At 72.5% G+C, this 24,683-nt stretch carries 21 protein-coding genes; 7 read left to right on the top strand and 14 right to left on the bottom strand.

Translation table 11 applies throughout. The features are described from left to right. Positions 1-125 precede the first annotated feature (125 nt). Positions 126-1,550: a type I glutamate--ammonia ligase gene (gene glnA / locus ABZ272_RS08910; protein WP_355049337.1), complete on the bottom strand. Its 1,425-nt coding sequence runs from the start codon at positions 1,548-1,550 to the stop codon at positions 126-128. Between the two features lie 272 nt (positions 1,551-1,822). Between glnA and ABZ272_RS08915 the strand changes: the two genes are divergently transcribed. Continuing rightward, positions 1,823-2,221, top strand: a complete 399-nt coding sequence (locus ABZ272_RS08915; RefSeq protein ID WP_355049338.1) for an RDD family protein — start codon at positions 1,823-1,825, stop codon at positions 2,219-2,221. 61 nt (positions 2,222-2,282) lie between these two features. Here the strand turns inward: ABZ272_RS08915 and ABZ272_RS08920 are convergent, their stop codons facing one another. After that, positions 2,283-2,966 (bottom strand): DUF4191 domain-containing protein, encoded by a 684-nt coding sequence (locus ABZ272_RS08920; protein WP_355049339.1) that lies wholly within the window; start codon positions 2,964-2,966, stop codon positions 2,283-2,285. A gap of 206 nt (positions 2,967-3,172) precedes the next feature. Here ABZ272_RS08920 and ABZ272_RS08925 point away from each other — a divergent pair, with 206 nt between their 5' ends. Together ABZ272_RS08925 and ABZ272_RS08930 are read left to right on the top strand one after the other, a co-directional pair. Then, positions 3,173-3,343, top strand: a complete 171-nt coding sequence (locus tag ABZ272_RS08925; protein WP_355049340.1) for a hypothetical protein — start codon at positions 3,173-3,175, stop codon at positions 3,341-3,343. 149 nt (positions 3,344-3,492) lie between these two features. After that, positions 3,493-6,390, top strand: a complete 2,898-nt coding sequence (locus ABZ272_RS08930) for an AAA family ATPase (RefSeq protein ID WP_355049341.1) — start codon at positions 3,493-3,495, stop codon at positions 6,388-6,390. Positions 6,391-6,398: 8 nt separating this feature from the next. On the opposite strand, the gene ABZ272_RS08935 is transcribed toward ABZ272_RS08930, so the two are convergent. Beyond that, complete coding sequence (locus ABZ272_RS08935) at positions 6,399-8,000, bottom strand: hypothetical protein (RefSeq protein WP_355049342.1); 1,602 nt, start codon at positions 7,998-8,000, stop codon at positions 6,399-6,401. A 53-nt stretch (positions 8,001-8,053) separates the two neighbouring features. Next, positions 8,054-9,049 carry a lipoyl synthase gene (lipA, locus tag ABZ272_RS08940; RefSeq protein ID WP_355049343.1) on the bottom strand — a complete coding sequence of 332 codons (996 nt, stop codon included), beginning with the start codon at positions 9,047-9,049 and terminating at the stop codon, positions 8,054-8,056. Positions 9,050-9,493: 444 nt separating this feature from the next. On the opposite strand from lipA, the gene aspS reads away from it, so the two are divergent. After that, positions 9,494-10,780, top strand: a complete 1,287-nt coding sequence (gene aspS, locus ABZ272_RS08945; protein ID WP_355049344.1) for an aspartate--tRNA(Asn) ligase — start codon at positions 9,494-9,496, stop codon at positions 10,778-10,780. Between the two features lie 77 nt (positions 10,781-10,857). Here the strand turns inward: aspS and ABZ272_RS08950 are convergent, their stop codons facing one another. The 4 genes from ABZ272_RS08950 to ABZ272_RS08965 form a co-directional block, all read right to left on the bottom strand. Beyond that, positions 10,858-12,099 (bottom strand): sigma-70 family RNA polymerase sigma factor, encoded by a 1,242-nt coding sequence (locus ABZ272_RS08950; protein WP_355049345.1) that lies wholly within the window; start codon positions 12,097-12,099, stop codon positions 10,858-10,860. 4 nt (positions 12,100-12,103) lie between these two features. Beyond that, complete coding sequence (locus tag ABZ272_RS08955; RefSeq protein ID WP_355049346.1) at positions 12,104-12,448, bottom strand: YciI family protein; 345 nt, start codon at positions 12,446-12,448, stop codon at positions 12,104-12,106. A 139-nt stretch (positions 12,449-12,587) separates the two neighbouring features. Then, on the bottom strand, positions 12,588-13,229 hold the full coding sequence (gene lipB, locus ABZ272_RS08960) for a lipoyl(octanoyl) transferase LipB (protein WP_355049347.1): 642 nt from the start codon (positions 13,227-13,229) through the stop codon (positions 12,588-12,590). 63 nt (positions 13,230-13,292) lie between these two features. Next, complete coding sequence (locus tag ABZ272_RS08965; RefSeq protein ID WP_355049348.1) at positions 13,293-15,119, bottom strand: DUF2079 domain-containing protein; 1,827 nt, start codon at positions 15,117-15,119, stop codon at positions 13,293-13,295. 211 nt (positions 15,120-15,330) lie between these two features. Here ABZ272_RS08965 and ABZ272_RS08970 point away from each other — a divergent pair, with 211 nt between their 5' ends. Further along, positions 15,331-16,569, top strand: coding sequence for a PHB depolymerase family esterase (locus tag ABZ272_RS08970; RefSeq protein ID WP_355049349.1), 1,239 nt, complete (start codon positions 15,331-15,333; stop codon positions 16,567-16,569). Between the two features lie 106 nt (positions 16,570-16,675). Here ABZ272_RS08970 and ABZ272_RS08975 read toward each other — a convergent pair whose 3' ends face one another. Beyond that, positions 16,676-17,575, bottom strand: coding sequence for a TIGR01777 family oxidoreductase (locus ABZ272_RS08975; protein WP_355049350.1), 900 nt, complete (start codon positions 17,573-17,575; stop codon positions 16,676-16,678). 136 nt (positions 17,576-17,711) lie between these two features. Next, positions 17,712-18,698, bottom strand: coding sequence for an aldo/keto reductase (locus ABZ272_RS08980; RefSeq protein ID WP_355049351.1), 987 nt, complete (start codon positions 18,696-18,698; stop codon positions 17,712-17,714). A gap of 59 nt (positions 18,699-18,757) precedes the next feature. Here ABZ272_RS08980 and ABZ272_RS08985 point away from each other — a divergent pair, with 59 nt between their 5' ends. Further along, positions 18,758-19,144 (top strand): MerR family transcriptional regulator, encoded by a 387-nt coding sequence (locus tag ABZ272_RS08985; RefSeq protein ID WP_355049352.1) that lies wholly within the window; start codon positions 18,758-18,760, stop codon positions 19,142-19,144. A 27-nt stretch (positions 19,145-19,171) separates the two neighbouring features. Here the strand turns inward: ABZ272_RS08985 and ABZ272_RS08990 are convergent, their stop codons facing one another. The 3 genes from ABZ272_RS08990 to ABZ272_RS09000 all read right to left on the bottom strand — a co-directional run bounded on the left by ABZ272_RS08990 (position 19,172) and on the right by ABZ272_RS09000 (position 21,694). After that, positions 19,172-19,660 (bottom strand): hemerythrin domain-containing protein, encoded by a 489-nt coding sequence (locus ABZ272_RS08990; protein WP_355049353.1) that lies wholly within the window; start codon positions 19,658-19,660, stop codon positions 19,172-19,174. An 81-nt stretch (positions 19,661-19,741) separates the two neighbouring features. Further along, a complete protein-coding gene (locus tag ABZ272_RS08995; protein ID WP_355049354.1) occupies positions 19,742-21,079 on the bottom strand; it encodes a low temperature requirement protein A in 1,338 nt (445 codons plus the stop codon). A 45-nt stretch (positions 21,080-21,124) separates the two neighbouring features. After that, the gene (locus tag ABZ272_RS09000) at positions 21,125-21,694 is read right to left on the bottom strand and encodes a helix-turn-helix domain-containing protein (protein WP_355049355.1); all 570 of its coding nucleotides are present in this window, start codon (positions 21,692-21,694) and stop codon (positions 21,125-21,127) included. A 146-nt stretch (positions 21,695-21,840) separates the two neighbouring features. Here ABZ272_RS09000 and ABZ272_RS09005 point away from each other — a divergent pair, with 146 nt between their 5' ends. Next, a complete protein-coding gene (locus tag ABZ272_RS09005; protein WP_355049356.1) occupies positions 21,841-22,776 on the top strand; it encodes an SDR family NAD(P)-dependent oxidoreductase in 936 nt (311 codons plus the stop codon). A 66-nt stretch (positions 22,777-22,842) separates the two neighbouring features. On the opposite strand, the gene sucB is transcribed toward ABZ272_RS09005, so the two are convergent. Further along, entirely contained in the window at positions 22,843-24,681 is a 1,839-nt protein-coding gene (gene sucB / locus ABZ272_RS09010; protein WP_355049357.1) for a 2-oxoglutarate dehydrogenase, E2 component, dihydrolipoamide succinyltransferase, read from the bottom strand. Between the last annotated feature and the right edge of the window lie 2 nt (positions 24,682-24,683).

Here is a 24,683-nt window from a genome sequence, read left to right on the forward strand (position 1 = left end):
CCCTCGCTCTTCCCCCCCCGTAAATTTTTCGTGTCGTGTTTTTTTTGGGGGGGGGGGGGGCCGCCCGGGCCCCCCCCCCCCCCGCCCCCCCCCCCCCCCCCCGGCCGGTAGAGCGGTGTGACTGGTCAGCAGTCGTAGTACATGGCGAACTCGTGCGGGGTCGGGCGCAGACGCACCGGGTCGACCTCGTTGGCGCGCTTCCAGTCGACCCAGGTGGAGATCAGGTCGGGGGTGAAGACGCCACCCTCGAGCAGGTAGTCGTGGTCGGCCTCGAGCGAGTCGAGCACGGCCGGCAGCGAGCCCGGAACCTGCTTGACGTCGCCCCACTCCTCCGGCGGGAGGTCGTAGAGGTCCTTGTCGATCGGCGTCGGCGGCTCGATCTTGCTCTTGATGCCGTCCAGGCCGGCCATCATCATGGCCGAGAAGGCCAGGTAGACGTTTGCCGACGGGTCCGGCACGCGGAACTCGACGCGCTTGGCCTTCGGGTTGCTACCGGTCACCGGGATGCGGGTGCAGGCGGAGCGGTTGCGCTGCGAGTAGACCAGGTTGACCGGGGCCTCGTAGCCCGGCACCAGGCGACGGTACGAGTTGACCGTCGGGTTGGTGAACGCCAGCAGCGACGGGGCGTGGTGCAGCAGACCGCCGATGTACCAGCGGGCGGTGTCGGACAGGCCGGCGTAGCCGGTCTCGTCGTAGAACAGCGGCTCACCGTTGAGCCAGAGGCTCTGGTGGGTGTGCATGCCGGAGCCGTTGTCACCGAAGAGCGGCTTGGGCATGAACGTGGCGGTCTTGCCGTTGGCCCAGGCCTCGTTCTTCACGATGTACTTGAAGAGCTGGAGCTGGTCGCCGGCGTGCAGCAGCGTCGAGAACTTGTAGTTGATCTCGGACTGGCCGGCGGTGCCCACCTCGTGGTGCGAGCGCTCCACGGTGAAGCCGGTGTCGACCAGGCGACGCACGATCGAGTCGCGCAGGTCGGCGTAGTGGTCGACCGGCGGCACCGGGAAGTAGCCGCCCTTGTAGGCGGTCTTGTAACCGAGGTTGCCGCCCGCCTCGTCGCGGCCGGTGTTCCAGGCGCCCTCGATCGAGTCGATGTAGTAGAACGACTGGTGCGCCGAGGTCTCGTGGCGGATCGAGTCGAAGATGTAGAACTCCGCCTCGGCGCCGAAGTAGGCGGTGTCGGCGATGCCGCTGGCCGCCAGGTACGCCTCGGCCTTCTTCGCGACGTTGCGCGGGTCGCGGCTGTAGGCCTCGCGGGTGAACGGGTCGTGGATGAAGAAGTTCAGCGCGAGCGTCTTCTGCGCGCGGAACGGGTCGATGAACGCGGTGGCGACATCCGGGAGCAGGAGCATGTCCGACTCGTGGATCGCCTGGAAACCGCGGATCGACGAGCCGTCGAACGCGAGGCCGTCGGTGAAGAGGTCGTCGTTGACGGACTCGACCGGCAGGTTGAAGTGCTGCATCACACCGGGCAGGTCACAGAAACGCACGTCGACGAACTTCACGTCCTCGTTCTTGAGGTATCGCAGCAGTTCCTCGGGATTGGCGAACACACATCCTCCTGGCACGTCCACGGGTGGCTAGCGTCCTGGGGACGCTATGGCCGGGGAGTTGCCCGGCCATGTCTTCAGTGTTTCTGCCGTGTTACGTCCCTCGCGGAGCGTCAGGGATGCTCCTGTCCACGCACTCAGCCTGCGCGAACGTCGTACCGGCTGTGCCAGTGTAATGACACTTGAGGCCATTGGCCCGAATCGGCACGCTGTGGTGACGGCTCCTCGACGGCTCCTCGGCGGCCCCGATTCGGACGCGGATACCCTTGATCGCTGTGACCAATCCGCACGTCCCGGCAGCGCCGGCCAGCGACCCGACCTTCACCCCGCCGAGCCTGGGCCGGCGCTTCGGCGCGCTGATCGTGGACTGGGTGCTCTGCCTGCTGGTGGCCAACATCTTCGCCGATCCGGTACGCGACGGTTGGGCACCGGTGCTCGTGCTGATCCTGGAGTACGGCCTCTTCCTCGGCCTGTTCGCCCAGACGCCGGGCATGTACATCACCAAGGTCCGCTGCGTGAACTGGCACGACGGGGGCCGGATCGGCGTGCTCCGCGCGCTGGCCCGGGGCGTGCTGCTGGCGCTCGTCGTCCCCGCGCTGATCATGGACCAGCACCGCCGGGGCGTACACGACCGGCTCGTCGACTCCGTCGTCGTCGACGCCCCCCGCGCCTGACGGTCGACTTCCACGAGAAAGAGCCGGACCCGTGGGGGTCCGGCTCTCTTCGGGTACGAGGTCAGCGTCGCGGCTGGCGGGCGCCGCCCGGCGGGCGCATGTTCTTCGGGATCGCGCCCTTGGGCATCTGCGGACGGGCGGTGAGCGCCTTGAGGCGCCTGTCCAGCGCGTTGACGTCCTTGCCGCTGAGCGCGCGGGGCAGCCGCAGCAGGGTGTTGCGCAGCTTGCGGATCGGCAGCTCGCCCTCCTGCTGGCCGATCACGTAGTCGTGCAGCGGGGCGGAGCCGATGACCTTGGCCAGTCGACGCTTCTCCTGCCCGAGCAGGCCGCGTACGCGCTGGGGGTTGCCCTCGGCCAGCAGGATCACGCCCGGCCGGCCGATCACCAGGTGGACCATGTCCATCTGGGTGGTGGAGCTGACGGCCGGCGTGACCCGCCAGTCGCCGCGCATGTTATCCATGATCTGCGCCGCCGCGCCGGGCTGCCCCTCGGCGGCGTTCATCATCGCCGCGTTGGACCGCAGGTTCAGCACGATCAGCACCGCGAGCAGGGCGAACAGGATGCCCAGCGGCAGCCAGATCCAGCCCCAGAGGATCACCGCGACCACGGTGAGCGCGAGCGGGATGAGCACCGCTGCGGCGACCAGCGGCGCGAACCACCGGTCCTGCTTGGCGGTGAACTGGAACACCATCCCGATCTGCTTCAGCCGCTGGCCGAACGAGACCTTCTCCTGGGGCTTTGCCATGCCGCAGAGTCTAGTGGTCCCCGTCGCCCGGGTTGATCCGCGTCCGGGTGCCGCCCGGCTGAGTACCTTACGTCCCCTCAGCGGCCCGGATCGGGCGGGTAAGGAGGGTGCCGCCGGGAGAGATGAGGCGGTGTGCCCATGCCGGGTCGGGGCCTTCACGCGAAGAGTTGTCGGCAGCGAACGACGACGCGACGAAGGAGCCCGACATGTTCGGCAACGACGTGGACTTCCTGCTCTCCCTGCACCGTACCCAGGCCGCCGAGCTGCGGGCCGAGGCCGCCGCCGAGCGACTGGCCCGCTCGGTGACGCGCCGGGCCGGCCGTACCTGGACGGGACGCCGTCAGCCGGTCCGCCGCACGGGCGACGACCGCCGGTGACCGCGACCGCGCCACCCGACACGGCCGACCGGCCCGTCCCGTCGCCAAACGGGGGCGGCGGGACGAGGCCGCGACCGCCGGCCGGGCCGCCATGGCGCGGGCCGGCCGGCGGGGTCGCGGTGTCGTCCGGTCATGGCATGCTCGGTCGCGTGACCCTCCGTGCCGCGAGTTCCGTCCTTGTCGGCCGCCAGCGCGAGATCGCGGCGCTGCACGACGCGCTGGGTCGGGCCGGGAAGGGCGAGCCGGCCACCGTGCTGGTGGGTGGTGAGGCGGGGGTGGGCAAGACCCGGCTGTTGGAGGACTTCGCGGTCGGGGCCACCGCCGCCGGCAGCCGGGTGCTGGTCGGCCAGTGCCTGGAGCTGGGGGAGGCGGGACTGCCGTTCGCCCCGTTCGCCGCCGCGCTGCGCGCGGTGCTGCGGGCCGACGGCCCGGAGGTCTTCGCCGGTTTCGAGGCGGAGTTCGCCCGTCTGCTGCCGGAGCTGGGCCGGACGCCGACGGCGTCGACCGTGTCGCGAGCGGGACCGCTGACCGACGCCCCGCGCGGATACCTGTTCGACCTGGTCGCCGAGCTGTTCCAGCGGCTCGCCGACGTTCGGCCGCTGCTGCTGGTGATCGAGGACCTGCACTGGGCGGATCGGTCCACCCGGGATCTGATCGGTTTCCTGGTCCGGGCCGCGCGGCCGGGTCGGCTCCTGCTGGTCTGCACGTACCGCACCGACGAGTTGCAGCGCGGACATCCGCTGCGCCCGTTCCTCGCCGAGCTGGACCGGGCCCGCGGTGTGGAACGGGTCGAGCTGGGCCGGCTGGACCGCGACGGCACCGGCGCGATCCTCGCCGACCTGCTCGGCGGCGAGCCGGCGCCGCGTGCCGTCGACGACGTCCACAAGCGTACGCAGGGCAATCCGTTCTTCATCGAGGAGCTGGCGGTGGCCGGCGACCCGATCGGCTGCGCGGCGATCCCCGAGACGCTGCGGGACCTGCTGCTGGCCCGGGTGGACCGGCTGCCCGAGCCGACCCAGCGGGTCCTGCGGATCGCCGCGGCCGGCGGCACGCGCTTCGCCCACGACCTGCTCGCCGAGGTCGCCGGCCTGCCCGAGGCCGAGTTGGAGGACGCGCTGCGCGCGGCCGTCGCGGCCCAACTGGTGGTAGCCGACCGGGACGGCGACTACGAGTTCCGGCACGCTCTGGTCCGTGAGGCCGTGCACGACGAGTTGCTGCCCGGCGAGCACGCCCGGCTGCACGCGCGGTTCGCCGCCGCGATCGAGGCGCAGCCGCACCTGGTCGTCGCCGGCCGCGCCCCGGCCGAGATCGCCCACCACTGGTACGCGGCGCACGACCATCCCCGCGCCCTCGTCGCCGCTCGGGTCGCGGCCTGCGCCGCCGCCGACCGGTACGCCTACGCCGAGCAGCGTCGCCTGCTGGAGCGGGCGTTGGAGCTGTGGGAGTTGGTGCCGGACGCGGCCGACCTGCTGGGCATGGACCATCTGGCGTTGCTGGAGCAGACGCTGGACGCGGCGGTGACGGCCGGCGACTTCAGCCGGGCCATCACGTTGACCCGCGCCGGACTGGCCGAGGTGGACGCCGACGCCGCGCCGCTGCGCGCCGCCCGCCTGCTGGACCAGCGGGGCCGACTGATGGCCCTGCTGGGCAAGAGCGACGGCCGGCGGGAGCTGGACGAGGCGTACCGCCTGGCGGCCGGCGGTCAGCCCGGTGTCGAGCGGGTCCGGCTGCTCGCCGACATCGCCACCCACCTGGTCAAGATCGATGCCGCGCAGGCCGCCCGGGTGGCGGCCGAAGCTGCCACGGACGCCAAGGCGCTGGGCGCGGAACCGGCCCTGCTCGCGACCCGGATCGCGCTGCTCTGCCAGGGCGAACGGGACGGCGAACGGGGGCTCGCGGAGCTGGACCGCGCCGAGGCGGCGGCCCGGGCGTCCGGTGACGTGCCGGCCCTGGTGCTCGCCAAGGTGTTCCAGTCGGACCTGCTCTGCGAGGCGGGCCGCTACGCCGAGTCCGCCGAGGCGGCCGAGGCCGGCATGGCCGAGGCGCGGCGGGTGGGGATCAGCCGCTCGACGGGGGCGTACCTGCTGTCCAACCGGGCGGAGGCGCTGATCGCGTTGGGCCGCTGGGACGACGCGGAGACGGTGTGCGCCGAGGCGGCCCGGATCGACCTGTCCGGCGTGACCGGCCTGCACTGGCTCCAGGTGTGCGCCGGTCTGCGGCTGGCCCGGGCGCACCCGGGCGCCGACGAGCTGGTCGAGCGGGCGTTGGCCTTCCTCGGCCGGCCCTACCTGTGGCCGAACCACCGACTGCCCCTGCACGAGCTGGGGATCGAGGCGGCGCTGGCCGCCGACGACGTGTCCGAGGCGGTACGCGCGGCTCGCGTGGCGGTGGCCGACGAGAGCCTGCCGCAGCTACCCCGCGAGGGCTGGCCGGTGCTGAGCGCTGCCGCGCGTACCGCCGCCCGCACGGGTGACGTCGAGTTGGCCGCCGCCGTGGCCGCGCTCGCGGCCGACCTGCCGGCGCGACACCCGGCCGCGCGGGCGCACTCCACCCAGGTCGACGCCCTGCTGGCGGCCGACGACGAGGCGTTGCCGACGTGGCGGACGGCGGTGCGGGCGTGGCGGGCCGACGGGCAGCCGTACCCGCTGGGCCGGGCGTTGCTGGCGCTGGCGGAGGCCGCCGCCCTGGCCGGCGAGCGGGACGAGGTGTCGGCGGCGATCACCGAGGCGGCCGAGATCGCCCGGCGGCTCGGCGCGACGCCACTGGCCGGTGCCGCCGCCACCCTGGCGCGGCGGGTCGGTCTGCGCGCGGCGGGCGCCGGTGGGACCGGCCCGGATCTGCTGACGTCCCGGGAACGGGAGGTGCTGCGGCTGGTCGCCGAGGGGCACAGCAACAGCCGCATCGCCGAGCGCTTGTTCATCTCACCGAAGACGGCAAGCGTGCACGTCTCCCGCATCATCGCCAAGCTGGACGTCACCAACCGGGGGGAGGCCGCCGCGCTGGCCCACCGCCTCGGCCTGCTGGCCGAGCCCGCCGCCCGGGGTTGACGTCGCCGTTAGCCGCGCGGGAGGTAGATGCGCCAGCCGTCGAGGATGACCACGTCGAGGGCGTCCGGGCCCGCGCCGAGTCGCGCGTCGAGCCGGGCCGCCAGCGGCGACCCGGTCGGCGCCACCCAGGCGGGCGCCGCCGCGCGCTCCACCTCGCGGCGGTACGCGGGGTAGCGGTCGAAGCCGGGGCGCAGGTCGTCGTCGACGACCGCGCAGACCACCCGCTCCGCGCTGGCGAAGGTGAGACGGTTGCAGGTCCAGTAGCCGGCGCGCACGTGTCGTACACCGAGGTCACGCAGCGTGGTCACCAGCTCGGCGTGTCGGGCCTCGGCGGCCCCGGTCGCCGGGGCCGTCCGCGCCGCCTGCGCGGTGGCCCAGGCGGTGGTGAGCAGCGTGGCGGCCAGGACGGCGACCGCGACCGGCCGGGCCGCCGTCGACCCCGACCGGGCCCGCGTCCAGACCGGCCAGAGCAGCGCCGGCACGGCGATGAGCAGGGTGGACAGGTACCGGGCGCTGTCCGCCGGGGTCAGGCCGGAGGAACTACTCACGGTGTACGCGACGAGCGTCGCCACCGCGGCCAGCACGAGAGCCAGCCGTACCGCTCCCGCGACGCGGGGCGAATCATCTGTGCCGGCCGAGGTGGGGGGTCGACGCAGGGTGCGCCAGGCCGTGCCGGCCGCGACGACGACTAACACCGGCAGCGCGTACGCCCACCACAGTTGCCAGGTGGCACAGGCGCCGGGGTCGCAGAAGCCCATCCCGAGCGGCGGTCCGACCAGCAACCCGCCGTGCAGCCGGGCAGCCCACCCGGCGGTGGCGTCGGCGCCACCCGCGGCGAGCACCGCGTGCACCGGGTTCCGCCCGGTCGACAGGCTGTCCGCGAGCAGCGGGGCGGCTCCCAGCAGGACGGCCGCCCCGACCAGCGCGCCGGCCCGACCGCGCAGCTCCCGGTGGCGGAACCCGACGAGCACCGCGCCGGTCGCCACGACGTACGGCAGCACCAGCGGATCGACCCAGAGCATCAGGCCGGCCAGGAATCCCCAGGTCGCCCAGCGCGTCAGCCGCCATCCGGGTCGGCCGGCGGCCAGGTCCACGGCGAGCAGGGCGAGCGCCACCCCGACGGCGTTCATCTCGGGGTAGCCGCCGCCGGCGATCAACTGGTTCTTGACGATCCGGTCGGCCCCGAGGGCGAGCAGGACGACCACCAGCAGACCGAACCAGCGGTCCCCGGTCAACCGCAGCGTCAGTCGCCAGGCCAGCAGCAGGAACAGCGCGTACAGCGCCAGCGTGGGCAGTCGCAGAGCGAACAGCGACGGACCGGCGAGGGCGAACACCGGCGCGGCCAGGTACGCCTCCAGCGTGCCCATGTACTGCTGGCCGTAGAACCAGACCGGGAAGTCCTCGCCCCGGGCGATGTGCAGCGCGGCCAACCCCATGGTGGCCTCGTCGCTGTTCGTCGGCGGAGTGGCGTGGCCCAGCAGCCAGAGCCGGTAGCCGACCCCGGCGAGCAGGGCCAACCCGGTGAGCCAGCCGAGGAGTCCGAGTTGCGCGCCGGGCCGCGGACGCGGTCGATCCGCGCCGCGCGGCTGGTCGCGTACCCCGGCGGTCATCGCACGATCATGACACCCGGGCGCCGCACGGTCCGTGCGGCGCTGTCGGCGGGTCAGCCGGCGGTGGCGACGGTGCTGGCGGCGCGGGCGTCGAGCGCCTGCTGGTAGAGCCGGCCGGCGCGGTACGACGAGCGCACCAGCGGTCCGCTCATCACCCCGGCGAAGCCGATCTCCTCGGCCTCCTCGCGCAGCTCCACGAACTCCTCCGGCTTGACCCAGCGGGTCACCGGGTGGTGCCGGGGGGAGGGGCGCAGGTACTGCGTGATGGTGATCAGCTCGCAGCCCGCCTCGTGCAGGTCGCGCAGCGCCTGCGAGACCTCGGCCCGCTCCTCGCCCATGCCCAGGATGAGGTTGCTCTTGGTGACCAGGCCGTCGGCGCGGGCCTGCCGGATCACGTCGAGCGAGCGGTCGTATCGGAACGCGGGGCGGATGCGCTTGAAGATGCGCGGCACGGTCTCCACGTTGTGCGCCAGCACCTCGGGCCGGGAGCCGAACACCTCGGCCAACTGCTCGGGTACGGCGTTGAAGTCCGGGATCAGCAGCTCGACGCCGCAGCCGGGCTGGAGGGCGTGGATCTGCCGGACCGTCTCGGCGTAGAGCCACGCGCCGCCGTCGGGCAGGTCGTCCCGGGCGACGCCGGTGATGGTGGCGTAGCGCAGGCCCATCGAGACGACCGACTCGGCGACGCGACGGGGCTCGTCGGCGTCGAACTCGGCCGGCTTGCCGGTGTCGATCTGGCAGAAGTCACAGCGCCGGGTGCATTGGTCACCACCGATGAGGAAGGTGGCCTCCCGGTCCTCCCAACACTCGTAGATGTTGGGGCAGCCGGCCTCCTGACAGACCGTGTGCAGCCCCTCGCGCGAGACGAGCCCGCGCAACTGGGTGTACTCCGGGCCCATCTTGGCCTTGACTTTGATCCACGGCGGTTTGCGCTCGATCGGCGTCTCGGCGTTGCGCGCCTCGATCCGCAGCAGGCGACGCCCCTCGGGGGCGGCCGTTGCGGAGCGCGCTGCCTGGCCGGTCGTCGGCGCGGAGTGCTCGATCGTCACGAAAACGAGCCTACGCCGGATGGTGGCCGTCTATGTGCGTCAGGCGACCGGCGTCACGCCGCTGACGTTGTGACGCCGGACACCGGTAAGCCGAAAAATGGCGTCACACGCACGGCCTCGGGGTGTTAGCGTCGGCGCCAACAGCGACGACGGAGCCGAGTAGCCTCCCGACCCCGCCAGTGCAGAGAGCCGCCGGTGCTGAGAGGCGGTCTGGCGACGGGTGCGTGAAGACCCTCCCGAGCTGCGGGCAGAACGGCGGCGACGCCTAGTAGAGCTCGCCCGGCTGGCCCCGGTCATCAGGCGACGAACGAGGCCCCCGCTTCGGCGGGGGCGAAGGTGTGGTGGCACCGCGAGGTTCCCGCTCGCCCACACCTCCCTGGGGCTGACGCGACGCATCGCTGCCCCCGGGCGGCGACGGCGTGGCGATCGACCGAGGAGTCCGCCATGCGACGAACACTGTCCCACCACCTGGGCGCCCAGATCGGCTCGACCGTGCGTATCGCCGGCTGGGTGCACCGACGCCGACTGCTCAAGTCGGTGGCCTTCCTGATCGTGCGTGACGCGTCCGGCCTGGCCCAGGTGGTCGTCACCGACCCGGCCGTCCGCGCCGAACTGGCGAAACTCACCGAGGAGACGGTCGTCGAGGTCACCGCCACGGTCACGTCGAACGGCACCGCGCCCGCCGGGGTCGAGCTGACCGACCCGACGGTACGTCCACTCGGCCCACCCGCCGAGCCGCCGCCGTTCGACCTGTACCGGCCGGCGCTCACCGCGAGCCTGCCCACCCAGCTCGACAACGCCCCGACGGCGCTGCGTCACCCGACCCGCTCGGCGGCGCTGCGGATCTCGGCGGCGGCGGTGGCCGGCTTCCGTGCCGCGCTCGACGCCCGCGACTTCGTGGAGGTCCACACGCCGAAGGTGGTCAGCTCCAGCACCGAGAGCGGGGCGAACGTGTTCGCGCTGGACTGGTTCGGCCGGCCCGCGTACCTGGCCCAGTCGCCGCAGTTCTACAAGCAGCTCATGGTCGGCGTCTTCGAACGGGTCTACGAGGTGGGACCGGTCTTCCGGGCCGAGCCGCACGACACCGTCCGGCACCTCGCGCAGTACACGTCGCTCGACGCGGAACTGGGCTTCGTCGCCGACCACCGCGACGTGATGCGGGTGCTGCGCGACGTCGTCGCCGGCATGCTGGGCGCGGTGACCGAGCGGGCCGGGGACGCCCTGGCGACGCTGGGCGTCGAGGTGCCGGCCGTACCGGCGGAGATCCCAGCGGTGCACTTCACCGAGGCGTTGGTGATCGCCGGCGCTCCCGCCGACGAGCCGGACCTCGCGCCCGCCCACGAACGGGCGCTCGGCGAGTGGGCCCGCCGCGAACACGGCTCCGACTTCCTCTTCGTCACCGGCTACCCGATGGCGAAGCGACCCTTCTACACCCACCCAGACCCGGCGCGGCCCGCGTACTCCAACGGGTTTGACCTGCTCTTTCGGGGTCTGGAGCTGGTCACCGGCGGGCAACGGCAACACCGGCACGCCGACTACCTGGCGGCGTTGGCGGCCCGGGGTGAGTCGGTCGAGCCGTACGCCGAATATCTGGACGCGTTCCGGCACGGCATGCCGCCGCACGGCGGTTTCGCCATCGGGCTGGAACGGTTCGTGGCCCGCCTGGTCGGGGCGGCCAACGTCCGGGAGGTCACCGCGTTCCCGCGCGACCTGCACCGCCTGACGCCGTAAGGAAGGGCCCCCCGCTAACGCCAGAGGTAGAGCAGGGGGCCCTTGCTAACTGGCTCGGCGGCCGGAACCCGCCCAACTCAGAAGCCGATCAGGGTGGCGAGCCGGTCGCGGAGCCGGGCCGCCTGCGGGCCGTTGAGGTCGAGCGCGAGCGCCGCCCGGTACGCCGTCGCGGCCTCGTCGGTCCGGCCGAGGCGGTACAGCAGTTCGGCACGGGTGGCGTGGAACCACGGGTAGCCGTCCAGCCCGACGATCGCGTCCACCAGAGCCAGCCCGGCGGCGGGGCCGTCCCGTTCGGCGACGGCCGCCGCCCGGTTCAGCCGCACCACGGGTGTGTCGTGCACGGTGAGCAGCACGTCGTACCAGGAGATCACCGCATCCCAGGGCGTCTGGTCGTACGACGGGGCGAGGGCGTGGCAGGCCGCGATGGCGGCCTGGACGACGTACCGGTCGGGGTGGCCGGGGGTGCGACGCAGCCCTCGCCCGACCAGGTCGACTCCGGCGGCGATCGCGGCCCGGTCCCAGCGGGTCCGGTCCTGCTCGCTCAGCAGCAGCGGTCGACCGTCGTCGCCGATCCGCGCGGCCCGGCGGGAGTCCTGCAACAGCAGCAGGGCCAGCAGGCCGAGGCCGGTCGGCTCGTCCGGCATCAGCTCCACCAGCAGCCGTGCCAGTCGGATGCCTTCGTCCGCCAGCCCGACCCGGATCAGGTCGTCGCCAGCGCCGGCCGCGTAACCCTCGTTGAAGATCAGGTAGACGGTGGCGGCGACTCCGGAGAGCCGGTCGGGCAGGTCCTCGGCCGCCGGTACCCGATAAGGGATGCGGGCCCGGGCGATCTTCTGCTTGGCTCGGGTGAGCCGCTTGGTCATCGTCGCCTCGGGCACCACCAGGGCGCGGGCCACCTCGGCGGTGGTCAGCCCGCCGAGGGTACGCAGCGCCAGAGCCACCTGCGCGTCCAGGGACAGCGCCGGATGGCAGCACGTGAAGATCAGCCGCAGCAGGTCGTCCCGGACCGCCTCGGGGGAGTCCGGCGCGGGATCGAGCAGCGCCACGGCCTCGGCCTCCTTCCCGGCGCGGCGGGCCTCGCGGCGGATCACGTCGACCGCCCGCCGTCGGGCCACGACCAGCAGCCAGCCGCGCGGGTTGTCGGGTACGCCGTCCCGTGGCCAGCTCTCCAGCGCGCGGACGACCGCGTCCTGCGTGGCGTCCTCGGCGAGGTCGACGCTGCCGGTGACGCGGATCAGCGTGGCGAGGATCCGGGGCCGTTCGGCCCGGACGACCCGCGCCGCCACATCAGCGGCGGTCGCCGCGTCACCGGTCAGCATCGGGTCAGAGCGGGATGACGGGGCGCACCTCGACCGCGCCGTTCCAGGCCGCCGGCATCTTCGCGACCGTCGCCACGGCCTCGTCCAGGTCCGCGCATTCGAGCAGGTAGAAGCCGGTCAGGGCTTCCTTGGTCTCGGCGTACGGGCCGTCGGTGGTGAGCACGTCGCCGCCCTTGCCGCCGACGACGCGCACGGTGGTCGCCGTGGCGGTCGGGTAGAGCGCGCTGCCGCCGCGGATCACCGCACGGGCGGCCGCGCCGAACTCCCGGTACTCCGCCATCTCGTCAGCCTGCTCGGGACTGCTCCAGTCGACGTCCGCGGTGTAGGTGAGCGCGATGTAGGTGGGCATGTCCGCTCCTCGCGTCCGGGCCGGCGGCGGGCGCCGGCCTCAGGTGTCGAGCCGACGCTCTCGCCGACTCCACCATAGGGACGATCGGCCGGACGCCCCACGGGACACCCGGTGCGGAATTCCTGGTCGACGGGCGGGCTCAGACCTCGATGAGGGTGGCGAGGCGGCGCTCGACCACCGGCAGCACGTCGGCGACGGTGATCGGCCGGCCCAGCTCGGCGGTGAGCGATGTGACGCCCGCGTCGCGGATGCCGCAGGGCACGATCCGGTCGAAGTACGTCAGGTCGCAGTCGCAGTTGATCGAGAAGCCGTGCAGGGTGACCCCCCGGGCCACCCGGATGCCGATGGCGGCCACCTTGCGGGCCGGCCCCCGGTCGTCCTCGGGCACCCAGACTCCACTGCGCCCGTCGACCCGCCCTGCCGCCAGGCCGAACTCGGCGCACACGCCGATGAGCAGGTCTTCCGTGCGACGGACGTAGGCCACGACGTCCACCGGGTCGGGCAGTCGCACGATCGGGTAGCCGACGAGCTGACCCGGCCCGTGCCAGGTGATCTTGCCGCCGCGGTCCACGTCCACGACCGGGGTGCCGTCCATGGGACGGTCCCACGGCTCGGTGCGCTTGCCGGCGGTGTAGACGCTCGGGTGCTCCAGCAGCAGCACGGTGTCGCCGCGCTCGCCGGCCACCACCGACTCGTGCAGGCGTCGCTGCTCGTCCCAGGCGGCCTGGTAGTCGAGCAGGCCGGCGCGGACGGCCGTCAGGCCGGGGGTCGTGGTCGTCACGACGTCAAGCCTAGTCCCGTATCCGGCTTCGATCCCTGGTGAGCCGCCTCACCAGCGCAGAGATCAGGCCGGTGGGACGCGCCAGAGCCAGACGTCGTCGACCCGCTCTGGTTCGCCGAACAGTGCCGTGGCGGTACGCCGGACCGCCGCCTCGTCCACCTCGAACTTCGCGCCGTGCACCGCGTCGGCGAGGACCAGCGTCTCGATCCGCCAGTGCCGCAGGTCGGACTGGACTTCCGTCCGGGTGCCATCGGTGATGATCGGCACCAGCCCGGTGCGGCCGGCCTGGTCCATCAGGGCGCTCAGGGTGCGTGGCACCGGGCCGATCCGGCCCCGACCGTCCGGCCCGCCCGGGCCCAGGAAGAAGCCGCCCGGAATGGCGAACTCGCCGTGGCGGTGCGACAGGGCGTACGCCTGCCAGCGCTGGCCGTCCGGATAGATGTCCACGGTCAGCGGCACCGGCGTCAACGTGTTGCCGTCGGAGACGTACTCGCGCCAGGTGCCCGAGGTGATGAACCGGGGGATCGGCTCCCGCTCGTCGGTCAGCAGCGGGGTGGGCAGCAGCGGCAGCAGGGCCACCGCGAAGCCGATCGCCCAGGCCAGCTCCGTCGAGCGGTGCCGGGGTGGGGAGGTGCGCAACTGCTCGACGGTGTACGCCAGCAGCACCCCGATCACCGGGGCCACCACCAGCGCCAGCCGGGCGGGCAGCGCGGCGTTCACCACCGGGAACTGGCCGAGGATGTCGAACGGCATCGGCAGGTCGGTACGCCGCCCGTCGAACTTCGCGACCGGCCCGAAGGACAGCACCGAGAAGATCACCGCGACGACGCCCAGCGCCCAGAGGACCGCCCGGCGGCCGGGGTCGGCGCGTCGCCACAGCGCGACGAAGCAGACCACGGCGAGGACGAGCAGAGGGACCCCGAAGAACGAGTTCTCCTCGGTGGGGTTCGGCGCCAGCGCGGTCCCCAGCCCGACCTCCCCGGCCAGCGACCGGCGTGGGAACGCGGCGAACGCGGCGATGTCCTCGGAGTGGATCACCGGGTCGAAGCCGGTGCCGTGGAACCGCTGCGGCCCCGCGAAGTGCAACCACAGCGGGTACGCCAGCAGCACGCCGGCCACCACGGCGGTCACACCGAGCCCGCGCAGGAACGTGGGTAGCGCGGCGCGGGCCTCGGCCCGGTGGGCCGGGTGCAACGCCCAGACGGCGACGAACACGCCGAGCGCGAGAGCGGCGAAGAACAGGCCCTCGGCGGCGATCGAGAAGGCCACCGCGACCAGCACGCCGAGGATCACCCCGTCGCGCAGCCAGTGCCCGGGCCGTCGCAGCGCGAACAGCCGCCAGATCAACAGCGGGACCAGCCAGCCCGCGGTCCAGTTCAGGTGCGCGTTGGCGTGCGAGACCATGCCGGGGGAGTAGGCGATGAAGAGGCCGCCCACGGCGGCGGCGAGCCGGCTGCGGACGAGGTGCCGCGAGAGCAGCCAGTACCAGGCCAGCGCGGTGGCGAACAGGTTCAGGGTGAGGATCACGAGGAACGTCACCGGTGGCCCGACGAGGTACGTGAGCGGGGCGAAGACCACCGCGTACACCGTGATCGAGGTGTTGACCGCGAGGTTCACGCCGTCCGGGACGTTGATCAGATAGGTGAAGAAGGGGTTCTCCCCGTGGGTGACCGCGTGCCCGCCGAAGGCCAACAGCCACTCGAAGAGCGCCTGGTCGCTGGAGTTGACGGTGATCGTGCGGACGTTCGGATCCCGCCACAGCCCACTGGTCACCCAGACGGCGAGCGCGAGCGCCACCAGCACGACGATCAGGTCGGCCCGGAGGTCCCGGTGGGTACGCGGTGACGACGCTGGTGCGGGCCCGGTGGCCAGCGACGGGGAGGACGGCACGCAGCGGACGTTACCAATCGGACCTGGACGAGCCGGTCAGACCGGCGGTTGTTGTCAGCTCTGGTGCTGCCGTGGCGGGAGGAGTTCGGCGTACACAACGGCTGTCGTGAATGTGTGAACGCGCCCCATATCGGGTCGGCGACACACCGTCGTAACGTCTCGGCAACTTGACCGTGACCCAGTTCACAGTCTGCCCTGTCAGGAGGCCTCCGTGCGCCGCTCCTCGTCCCTCCTCACCCGGCTGACCGGTGCGGCCGCCGGGCTCGTCCTCGCCGTGGCGGGCGCGATCACCCTCGCCACGCCCGCCCAGGCCGCCAGCCTCACCCAGGTCACCGGGTTCGGATCCAACCCGGGCAACCTCGCCATGTACGCCTACCGGCCGGACAACCTGCCGGCCAACTCCCCGGCCGTGGTGCTGCTGCACGGGTGCGTCCAGAACGCCTCCGGCTACTTCGCCAACTCGGGCTGGCAGAAGTACGCCGACCTCTGGAAGTTCACGCTGATCGTCGCCCAGCAGCCCTCCGGCAACAACGCCAACTCCTGCTTCAACTTCTTCGAGACCGGCGACACGGCCCGAGGTCAGGGCGAGGCGCTGTCGATCAAGCAGATGGTCGACCACGCCAAGGCGAACTACGCCGTCGACGGCTCGCGGGTCTTCGTCAGCGGCCTCTCCGCCGGCGGGGCGATGAGCGCCGTCATGCTGGCCACCTACCCGGACGTCTTCGCCGCCGGATCGATCATCGCGGGCATCCCGTACCGCTGCGCCACCAGCATGGTCAACGCGTTCAGCTGCATGAACCCGGGCACGGACAAGACGCCGGCGGCCTGGGGCGACCTGGTCCGGGGCGCCTACTCCGGCTACACCGGCCCGCGCCCCCGGGTGGCCATCTGGCACGGCACGTCGGACACCACGGTCACCCCGCTGAACGGCACCGAGTCCCGCGACCAGTGGACCAACGTGCGGGGGATCTCGCAGACGCCGACCAGCACGTCGTCGCTGCCGGGCAACACCAGCCTCGAGGTGTACGGCAACGACGAGGTACGCCTCTACCGCGTCTCCGGCATGGGCCACGGAACGCCGGTCGACCCGGGCTCCGGGACGGACCAGTGCGGCGCCGCCGCCGCGTACTTCCTGGACACCATCTGCTCGACGTACCGCGACGCGCTCTTCTTCGGCCTGAACAGCGGCGGCACCACCCCCACGACCCCGCCCGCCACCTCGACTCCGTCGCCCGCCCCCACCGCGACGCCCACGGCGAGCCCGACCCCGACCACGCCGCCGACCTGCGTGACGGCGACCAACTACGCCCACGTGACGGCCGGTCGGGCGTACCAGTCCGGTGGCTACGCCTACGCCAACGGCTCGAACCAGCGCATGGGCCTCTACAACACCTTCTACACGAGCACCCTCAAGCAGACCGCCCCCAACTACTGGGTGATCGGCTGCTGACCCCCGCCGCCGCCCCGGCTGGACCGCGTTGATCAAGAGGTTTGCGTCAGATTCCGGCCCCCGGATGACGCAAACCTCTTGATCAACTGGGTGAGGGTGGGGCTGGTCAGTCCTGGAGGGCCGTCTTCAGGGCTTCGGGGAGGGTGGGGTGGGCGTAGGGGTAGGCGGCTTCCGTCAGGACTTTGGGGTGGACTCTCGTGCTGGTCAGGGCCTCGTGGGCGAAGCCGCCCAGGGCCACCTTGAGCGCCAGGGCGGGGATCGGGATGATCGCCGGGCGGTGCAGCTGTCGGGCCAGCTCGCGGGTGAACTCGGCGTTCGTCACCGGGTTCGGGCCCACCACGTTGACCGGACCGGCGATCTCGTCGTGCGTCAGCAGGAAGAGGGTCGAGTCCAGCCAGTCCGGCATGGAGATCCACGGCAGCCACTGCCGCCCACTGCCCAGCCGCCCGGCGATGCCCAGCTTGAACGGGAGCAACTGCGGCTTGAGCAGACCGCCGTCGCGGTGCAGCGGCAGGCCGGTACGGAGCCGGACCACGCGTACCCCGGCGTCCTCGGCCGGTCGGGTCGCGGCCTCCCACACCCGGCAGACGTCGGCCAGGAAACCGTCGCCGGCGGGGGCGTCCTCCTCGACCACCCGGTCGCCGGTGTTGCCGTACCAGCCGACGGCGGACGAGTTGAGCAGCGCCCGGGGTCGGTCGCTCCCGGGCAGGCCGGCGATCGTCGTCGCGAGCGTGGTGGTGCTGTCCACCCGGCTGGTGCGGATCAACCGCCGGTAGTCGTCGTTCCAACGCTTGTCGCCGACGCCCGCGCCGGCCAGGTTGATGACCGCGTCCGCCTCGGCGACCACGGCCGGGTCGAGCTGACCGGCCGCCGGGTCCCACTGCCGCTCGTGAGGGTCGCGCGGCGCTCGTCGCACGAGTCGGGTGACCTGGTGCCCGTCGGCGACGAGCCGGTCGCCCAGCCGGGTGCCGAGGAAGCCGGACGCGCCGGCCATGAGGATCCGCATGCCGTTATCTTCGTCGAAAACCCGCTCCCCGGACGCGCCCCGCCTCCACTCCTCGCCGATCTTGCACTTTGTGTCGCCGTTATGTCGGGCCAGGCCCGTTTCGTCGCCACCGAAAGTGCAAGATCGGCGAGGTGGGTCACGGGCGTAGGTCGGACAGGAGGTTCTCCACCTCGGCGTACGCCTCTGGGGGGAGTGGGCCCAGCTTCAGGGTTTCCAGGTTCTCATTGGCCTGGGTTACGGTGCGTAGGCCGGGGATCGGCACCGTCCGTGGGCTGCGGGCCAGCAGCCAGCCGAGCGCGCCCTGGGCGAGGGTCCGTCCGTCGGCGGTGAGCGCCGCACGGACCTGCTCGACCCGCGCCGCCCACTCCGGCGTCGGACGGCCGTCGGTGTACCACCGCAACCACTCGGGCGAACGGCCGCGTACGTCGTCCGCGCCGGGCGCCCGCGTCGAGCCGGTGAGCAGCCCCATCGCCAGTGGCCCCCGGTTGAGGCTCGCCAGGTCGTGGCGGTCGCAGACGGCGAGGACCGCCGCGTTGTCGCTCAGCACCGACTCGTCGTGCTGGATGGCGGCACAGTGCGGTCCGCCGGCCGCGAACGCCTCCGCCGAGGCCGCGTTGTCGGTGCTCCAGCCGTACGCCCGGATCTTGCCCTGGTCGACGAGGCCCTCGAGGGTGTCGACCAGGTCGAGCGCGGCGGACGTCGGCAGTTCGTTGATGTGCAGTTGATAGAGGTCGACGTGATCGGTGCCGAGGCGGCGCAGCGAGTCCTCCAGGCTGCGGACGGCGAACGTTCCGCTGGCGTCGGTGCCGAGCCACCGTCGGGTCTCTTCGTCGCTGACGTTGCCGAACTTGGTGGCGATCACCGCCTCGGACCGGCGGCCCGCGAGGGCCCGGCCGAGGACGCGCTCGCTGTGCCCGGCGCCGTAGTTGCTGGCCGTGTCGAACAGAGTCACCCCGAGGTCGAGAGCCCGGTGGATGGTACGGATCGACTCGTCGTCGTCGACCTCGCCCCAACCGAACGGCTGCCCCCCGTCACCCCAGAGCGGACCGCCGATCGCCCAGCATCCCATCCCGATCGCGCCCACCTCGATGCCGCTGCGTCCCAGCGTGCGTGTCGTCGTCATGCGGACCAGCCTCCAATCTGGAGTGCGCTCCAGGTCAAGGGCTGGCTAGCATCCGGGGCATGACCGGTTACGCCCCCGCCGAGGCCGCCCGGCGCAGCGGCTTCAGCCTGGACACCCTGCGGTACTACGAGAAGATCGGCCTGCTGGCCGATGTGGGTCGTACGCCGGGTGGCCAGCGCGTCTTCACCGACGATGACCTGAGCTGGCTGCTGCTCTTCCGCTGCCTGCGGGACACCGGGATGCCGATCGCCCAGATGTGCCGGTACGCGTCGCTGGCCCGTGCCGGTGAGCACACTGTCGACGAGCGGCGTGAGCTGCTGCGACAGCACGCGGCGCAGGTGGAGGAGCAGATGCGCCTGCTGCGGCGTCAGTACGACCATCTGCGGGAAAAGATCCGCTTCTACGAGCGGCTGCCCGGTCCGCCCGCTCCCGACGAGGGTCGGTGATCGCGGGGGACCAGGTCGGCGCGCGGCTCAGCTCGGCGCGGTCAGGCCGAGCAACTGCTCGGCAGTCCCGGGCCGGCCGGCGAGCGCGTTCAACGCGCTGACCAGCCGCTTCTCCTCGTAGCGGAAGTGTGTCTCCAGCAGGGCGGCCAACCCGTCCAGCTCGGCGCGTACCTGAGCCGTCGGCAGCGGCCGGTCGTCGCCGAGCAGTTCCTCGACCCGGGCGAGGATCCCCGCCACCACCTCGTGGTCGACGATCAGGTTGGCCAGGACCGGGCGCAGCTCGGGCACCTCGTCGGCCAGGACCCGGAACGCGCCCGCGTCCTCGCCGGTGTGGTGGCGACCGAGCGCGGCGCAGAAGGTCAGGCAGTGGGCCCGTAGGTCCCGTGCGGGGGCGTCCAGGTCGGCCCGGAGGCGGGCCAGCTCCGTGCGGAGCCAGAGGTGGATCTCGATCATCTGGTTGCCGACGGCGGCGAGCCGATCGGTCGGTGAACCGGGTGGGTGCACGTTCGTCCTCATGCTGTCCCCGCGCCTCCATGCCCTCGGCGGCCATCGTGCCGGGTACACCGCGACGCTGTCCGACACTCTAGACCGGAACCGTCAGGGCGTGGTCGGCTCGTCGGGCTCCCGGACGTCGTGCCAGCGGGCACGCCACCCCGCCTCGTGCGCCTCGTGCGTCGTCCGCTCCTCGAACACGGCGGCCCGCAGCGCTTGCCGGGAGTCCGCCATCACCAGCACCTCGACGGCCACCAGCCCGACGCAGATCACGGTCGCCAGGGTGAGCGCGCCCAGTGCCGGCAGGTGCAGGCCGATGGGCAGGGCCACCGTGAGCGCCACGATCACGCCCACGCGGGTCCAGGTGGCGGTGTGCAGGGTGCGCAGTTGGAACAGCATGTTGACGGCGAAGTAGGTGATCAACCCGCCGAAGAGCATCGGCACCGCCGGCCCTTCGATCTTCTCCGCGATACCGCCGGCCGGGTCGGTGATCTTGTGCAGGATCTCCTCGTTGCCGATCGAGAAGAGGATCACCCCGGCGATCATTGGCAGGTAGAGGTACGCGTACGCGTCGCGGGCCATCGCCACCCGGGGAGCGCCCTCCGCCGCGTGCAGGGCGATCCGGGCGGCCGGCCCGACGAAGTCGAAGTGCGCCCACCAGAGCGCGGCGGTGATCACGATGCCGAGCGCGGCGGCGGCCACCGCCGGCCAGGTGACCGACTTGCCGAGCAGGTTGCCGCCCACTCCGGTGGAGATGATCGACTCACCGAGCGCGATGATCAGGATGAGGTCGTAGCGCTCGGTCCAGTGCTCCGCGCTGGTCACCCCCCAACCCCAGGTGCCGACGATGAAGCCGGTGGCGTACTGCACCACCACCACGGCGATCCACAGCCCGTCGCGGACCAGGGCGGCCCGGTCGGGGTCGGTGATCTGCGGTGGGATCAACGCGGCGGCGAGCAGCAGCAGGATGCTCACCGTCAGCTCCGGTGCGAAGCGTCGGAGCTGACGTCGCTCCTGCGGGCTGTCCCGCACCACGTGCTGGTACAGGATCCAGTGGATGCCTCGCACCACGACGTAGCTGATGGCCACCAGCATCGGCCCGGCGGCGCTGCCCTTCGAGTCGCTGAACGCCTGCGGCAGCCCCAGCGCGAACGCGAACAGCGCGACCATCGAGATCACCATGAGCGCCGGTACGTAGCCCTCGCCGAGCCGGACCCGGGTGGCGACCAGGCTGTGCACCACCCAGATCCACCAGAGCACGGCGAGCACCAGGGCGGCGTGCAGCAGTTGGCGACCGGAGATGTTCGCGGCCGTCGCGCGGGTGATGATGAAGAACGAGAAGACGAAGACCAGGTCGAAGAAGACCTCGAACTTGTCCACCCGGGCCCCGGGGGCGATGGGGACGGCGGGTCCCAGTTGTCCGCGCCGCCGGTTACCGCCCACGGTCCCACTCTGGCAGCGTCCGGCCTGGTCGGAGGACAGAACGGGTCAGCCCGCGGCGCGGGAGCGCAGCCCGTCCATCAGGAGGTCGAGCAGCCGGTCGGCCTGGGCGCGTTCGCCGGCGGCCAGCGAGATGCCACTGAGGCCCGCCAGCACGTCGCCGGCGGCGACGTCGGCCCGGACGGCGCCCGCCGCGACGCCTGCGGCGAGCAACTGGCCGAGCGCCGCGAGCAGCAGGTCGCGGCTCTGGGCGTACGGGTTGGCGCCGGACGCGATGACGAGGCGCAGCGCGTCGGCCATGCCCCGCTTGGTGGCGAGGTAGTCGGTGAAACGGGACATCCAGTCCCGCAGCGCCCGATCGGGCGGCATCTGGTCGAGTAGCTGCGGCGCGGCGTCGCAGAGCCGGGCCAGCTCGTTGCGGTACGCCGCCTCGACCAGCGCCTCGCGGGTGGGGAAGTGGCGGTACAGGGTGCCGATGCCCACCCCTGCCTCGCGGGCGATGGCGTCGAGCGTTACCTCCGGCCCGGGGCGGGAAAGAGCCTGGACCGCGACCCGAAGCAGGCGTTCACGGTTGCGCAGCGCGTCCGCCCGCAGTGGGCGGGGGCTGGACTCCGGCACCGTCTCCTCCTCGCTGAGTGGGTGTAACGCACCGGACATGGCAAGCGGAGGGAACTCCGGTTAGTCTCGACTGCAGCGGAGGATCCTCCGCTTCCATCGTACCGGCGGGCCAAACGGCCCGCCCTCAGCCTGAACAAGGATGGATCATGACGACGAGCAACCCGATCACCACGTCGTTCGCCCACGACTCCACCGCCATGGACGTGATCCGGGGCGTGGACCTGGTCGGCCGACGGGCGATCGTCACCGGCGGGTCGTCCGGCATCGGCGTGGAGACCGCACGCGCCCTGGCCAGCGCCGGCGCGGAGGTCACCCTGGCCGTCCGCAACCCCGACGCCGGCCAGAAGGCCGCCGACGACATCACCGGCACCACCGGCAACGACCGCGTCCTGGTCGCCCCGCTCGACCTCGCCGACCAGAATTCGGTCGCCGACTTCGTCGCCAACTGGGACGGCCCGCTGCACATTCTGGTCAACAACGCCGGCATCATGGCCGCGCCGCTGAGCCGCACCCCGCAGGGCTGGGAGATGCAGTTCGCCACCAACCACCTCGGGCACTTCGCTCTCGCCACCGGGCTGCGCCCGGCGCTCGCCGCCGCCGACGGGGCCCGCATCGTCTCGGTCAGCTCCGCCGCCCACCTGCGCTCGCCCGTGCTCTTCGAGGACATCCAGTACGACCGCCGCGAGTACGAGCCCTGGCAGGCGTACGGGCAGTCGAAGACGGCCAACGTGCTCTTCGCCGTGGAGGCGACCCGCCGCTGGGCCGACGACGGCATCTACACCAACTCGCTGATGCCCGGCGCGATCCGCACCAACCTCCAGCGCTACGTCAGCGAGGAGGAGCTGAACCGCCTGCGCGCCGGCAACGCGGCGGCGTGGAAGACCGTCGAGCAGGGCGCCGCCACGTCGGTGCTGGTGGCCGCGTCCCCGTTGCTCGACGAGGTCGGCGGACGCTACTTCGAGGACTGCCAGCAGGCCGCGCCCGCCCGACCCGACACGCGGACGGGCGTCGCGGACTACGCGCTGGACCCGGAGGCGGCCGAGCGGCTCTGGAAGGTCTCGACCGACCTGCTCAAGGGCTGACCCGTCAATACGGAAAGGGCGCCCCGGCCGAGGTGACCGGGGCGCCCTTTCGCGTTGCGAGGTGGATCAGGCCAGGCCCAGCTCCGACTCGAAGTTGCCGGCCTCCAGCCGCTCCTTGACCGCGCTCAGGAAGCGGGCCGCGTCGGCGCCGTCGATCAGTCGGTGGTCGTACGACATGGCCAGGTAGACCATCGACCGGACCGCGACGACCTCGCCCAGGTCCGGGTCGTTGACCACGACCGGCCGCTTGACCACGGCACCCGTGCCGAGCATCGCCGACTGCGGCTTCGGCACGATGGGGGTATCGAAGAGCGCGCCCCGGCTGCCCGTGTTGGTGAGCGTGAAGGTCGCCCCGGCGATCTCGTCCGGGCTGATCTTGTTGGTCCGGGTCCGCTCGGCCAGGTCGGCGACCCGCTTCGCGATGCCACCGAGGTTGAGGTCACCGGCGTTGTGGATGACCGGCACCACGAGACCCCGCTCGGTGTCCACGGCGATGCCGAGGTGCTCCGCGGCCGGGTAGGTGATCGTGCCGCCGTCCAGGTCCAACTGGGCGTTGACGATCGGGTAGGTCTGCAGCGCCTCGACGGCGGCGAGAGCGAAGAACGGCAGGAAGGACAGCTTGACGCCGTGCCGCTGCACGAACGAGTCCTTCGCCTGCGCCCGCAACTTCGCGACCCGGGTGACGTCCACCTCGACCACCGTGGTGAGCTGCGCCATCTCGTGCAGCGACTCCTGCATCCGGTTGGCGATCGCCTTGCGGATCCGGGGGAGCTTCTCGGTGGTGCCCCGCTTGCCGCTCGGCTGCGGCTTCGCGGCCGGCTTGGCCGGGGTCGCCGCGCTGGCGGCCGGCTGTGCCGCCGGAGCCGGCGTGGCCGCCGCGGCCTTGGCCTTCTCGGCCGCGTCGAGGACGTCCTGCTTGCGGATCCGGCCACCCACACCGGTGCCGTTGAGCGCGGCCAGGTCCACGCCGTGCTCGTTGGCCAGCTTGCGTACCAGCGGCGTGACGTACCCGGCCGCCTCCTCGCCACCCTGGGCCGGCGTGGACGGGCGCTGCGGCGCGGCGGTCGGCGCGGACGGCTGGGCGGCCTGCTCGGCCTTCGCCGGCTGCGCCGACGTCTCCGCCTCGGCGGCCGGCTCGTTGTACGACATGCCCGGGGTGGGCTCCTCGACCTTCGGCTCCGGCTTCGGCTCGGCCTTGGGGGCCGGCGCGGCCTCCGCCTTCGGCTCGGGCTTCGACTCGGTCTTCGCCGGGGCCCCACCGGCGACGCCGATGACCACCAGGTCGGCGCCGACCGCGGCGGTCTCGTCCTCGGCGACCTTGATCTCCAGCACGGTGCCGGCCACCGGCGACGGGATCTCCGTGTCGACCTTGTCGGTGGAGACCTCCAGCAGCGGCTCGTCCACCTCGACGGTGTCGCCGACCTGCTTGAGCCAGCGGGTGACCGTACCCTCGGTGACGCTCTCGCCCAGAGCCGGCATCTTGACCGCGGTGCCCTCGCCCGACGGCGCGGCGGCCGGAGCCGGCGCCTCGGCCGGGGCCTCGTCCTGCGCCACCTGGTCGGCGGTGCCCTCGGCGGCGGCGGTCGGCTCGGCGGCGGGCTCGACCGACTCGGCCGGCGCCTGCTGCTGCTCCTGCGGGGCGGCCTCGCCACCGCCGGTCGACTCGCCCTCACCGGCGATGACGGCCAGCTCGCTGCCGACCTCGGCGGTCTCGTCCTCGCCGACCACGATGCGGCTCAGCACACCCGCCGCGGGCGACGGGATCTCGGTGTCGACCTTGTCGGTCGAGACCTCGAGCAGGGGCTCGTCGACCTCGACCGTGTCGCCCTCCTGCTTGAGCCAGCGAGTGACGGTGCCCTCGGTGACGCTCTCGCCGAGCCGGGGCATGGTGACCGATACCGGCATTT

It is taken from the genome of Micromonospora sp. NPDC005979 (assembly GCF_040614415.1).
In the GTDB taxonomy this organism is placed as follows: domain Bacteria; phylum Actinomycetota; class Actinomycetes; order Mycobacteriales; family Micromonosporaceae; genus Micromonospora.

Bases quoted from the DNA above. Each gene is read 5' to 3' on its own strand.
- ABZ272_RS08920 (WP_355049339.1), bottom strand. From the start codon at position 2,966: ATGGCAAAGCCCCAGGAGAAGGTCTCGTTCGGCCAGCGGCTGAAGCAG.
- ABZ272_RS08925 (WP_355049340.1), top strand. From the start codon at position 3,173: ATGTTCGGCAACGACGTGGACTTCCTGCTCTCCCTGCACCGTACCCAG.
- ABZ272_RS08935 (WP_355049342.1), bottom strand. From the start codon at position 8,000: ATGACCGCCGGGGTACGCGACCAGCCGCGCGGCGCGGATCGACCGCGT.
- aspS (WP_355049344.1), top strand. From the start codon at position 9,494: ATGCGACGAACACTGTCCCACCACCTGGGCGCCCAGATCGGCTCGACC.
- ABZ272_RS08950 (WP_355049345.1), bottom strand. From the start codon at position 12,099: ATGCTGACCGGTGACGCGGCGACCGCCGCTGATGTGGCGGCGCGGGTC.
- ABZ272_RS08955 (WP_355049346.1), bottom strand. From the start codon at position 12,448: ATGCCCACCTACATCGCGCTCACCTACACCGCGGACGTCGACTGGAGC.
- ABZ272_RS08975 (WP_355049350.1), bottom strand. From the start codon at position 17,575: ATGCGGATCCTCATGGCCGGCGCGTCCGGCTTCCTCGGCACCCGGCTG.
- ABZ272_RS08980 (WP_355049351.1), bottom strand. From the start codon at position 18,698: ATGACGACGACACGCACGCTGGGACGCAGCGGCATCGAGGTGGGCGCG.
- ABZ272_RS08985 (WP_355049352.1), top strand. From the start codon at position 18,758: ATGACCGGTTACGCCCCCGCCGAGGCCGCCCGGCGCAGCGGCTTCAGC.
- ABZ272_RS08990 (WP_355049353.1), bottom strand. From the start codon at position 19,660: ATGAGGACGAACGTGCACCCACCCGGTTCACCGACCGATCGGCTCGCC.
- ABZ272_RS09005 (WP_355049356.1), top strand. From the start codon at position 21,841: ATGACGACGAGCAACCCGATCACCACGTCGTTCGCCCACGACTCCACC.
- sucB (WP_355049357.1), bottom strand. From the start codon at position 24,681: ATGCCGGTATCGGTCACCATGCCCCGGCTCGGCGAGAGCGTCACCGAG.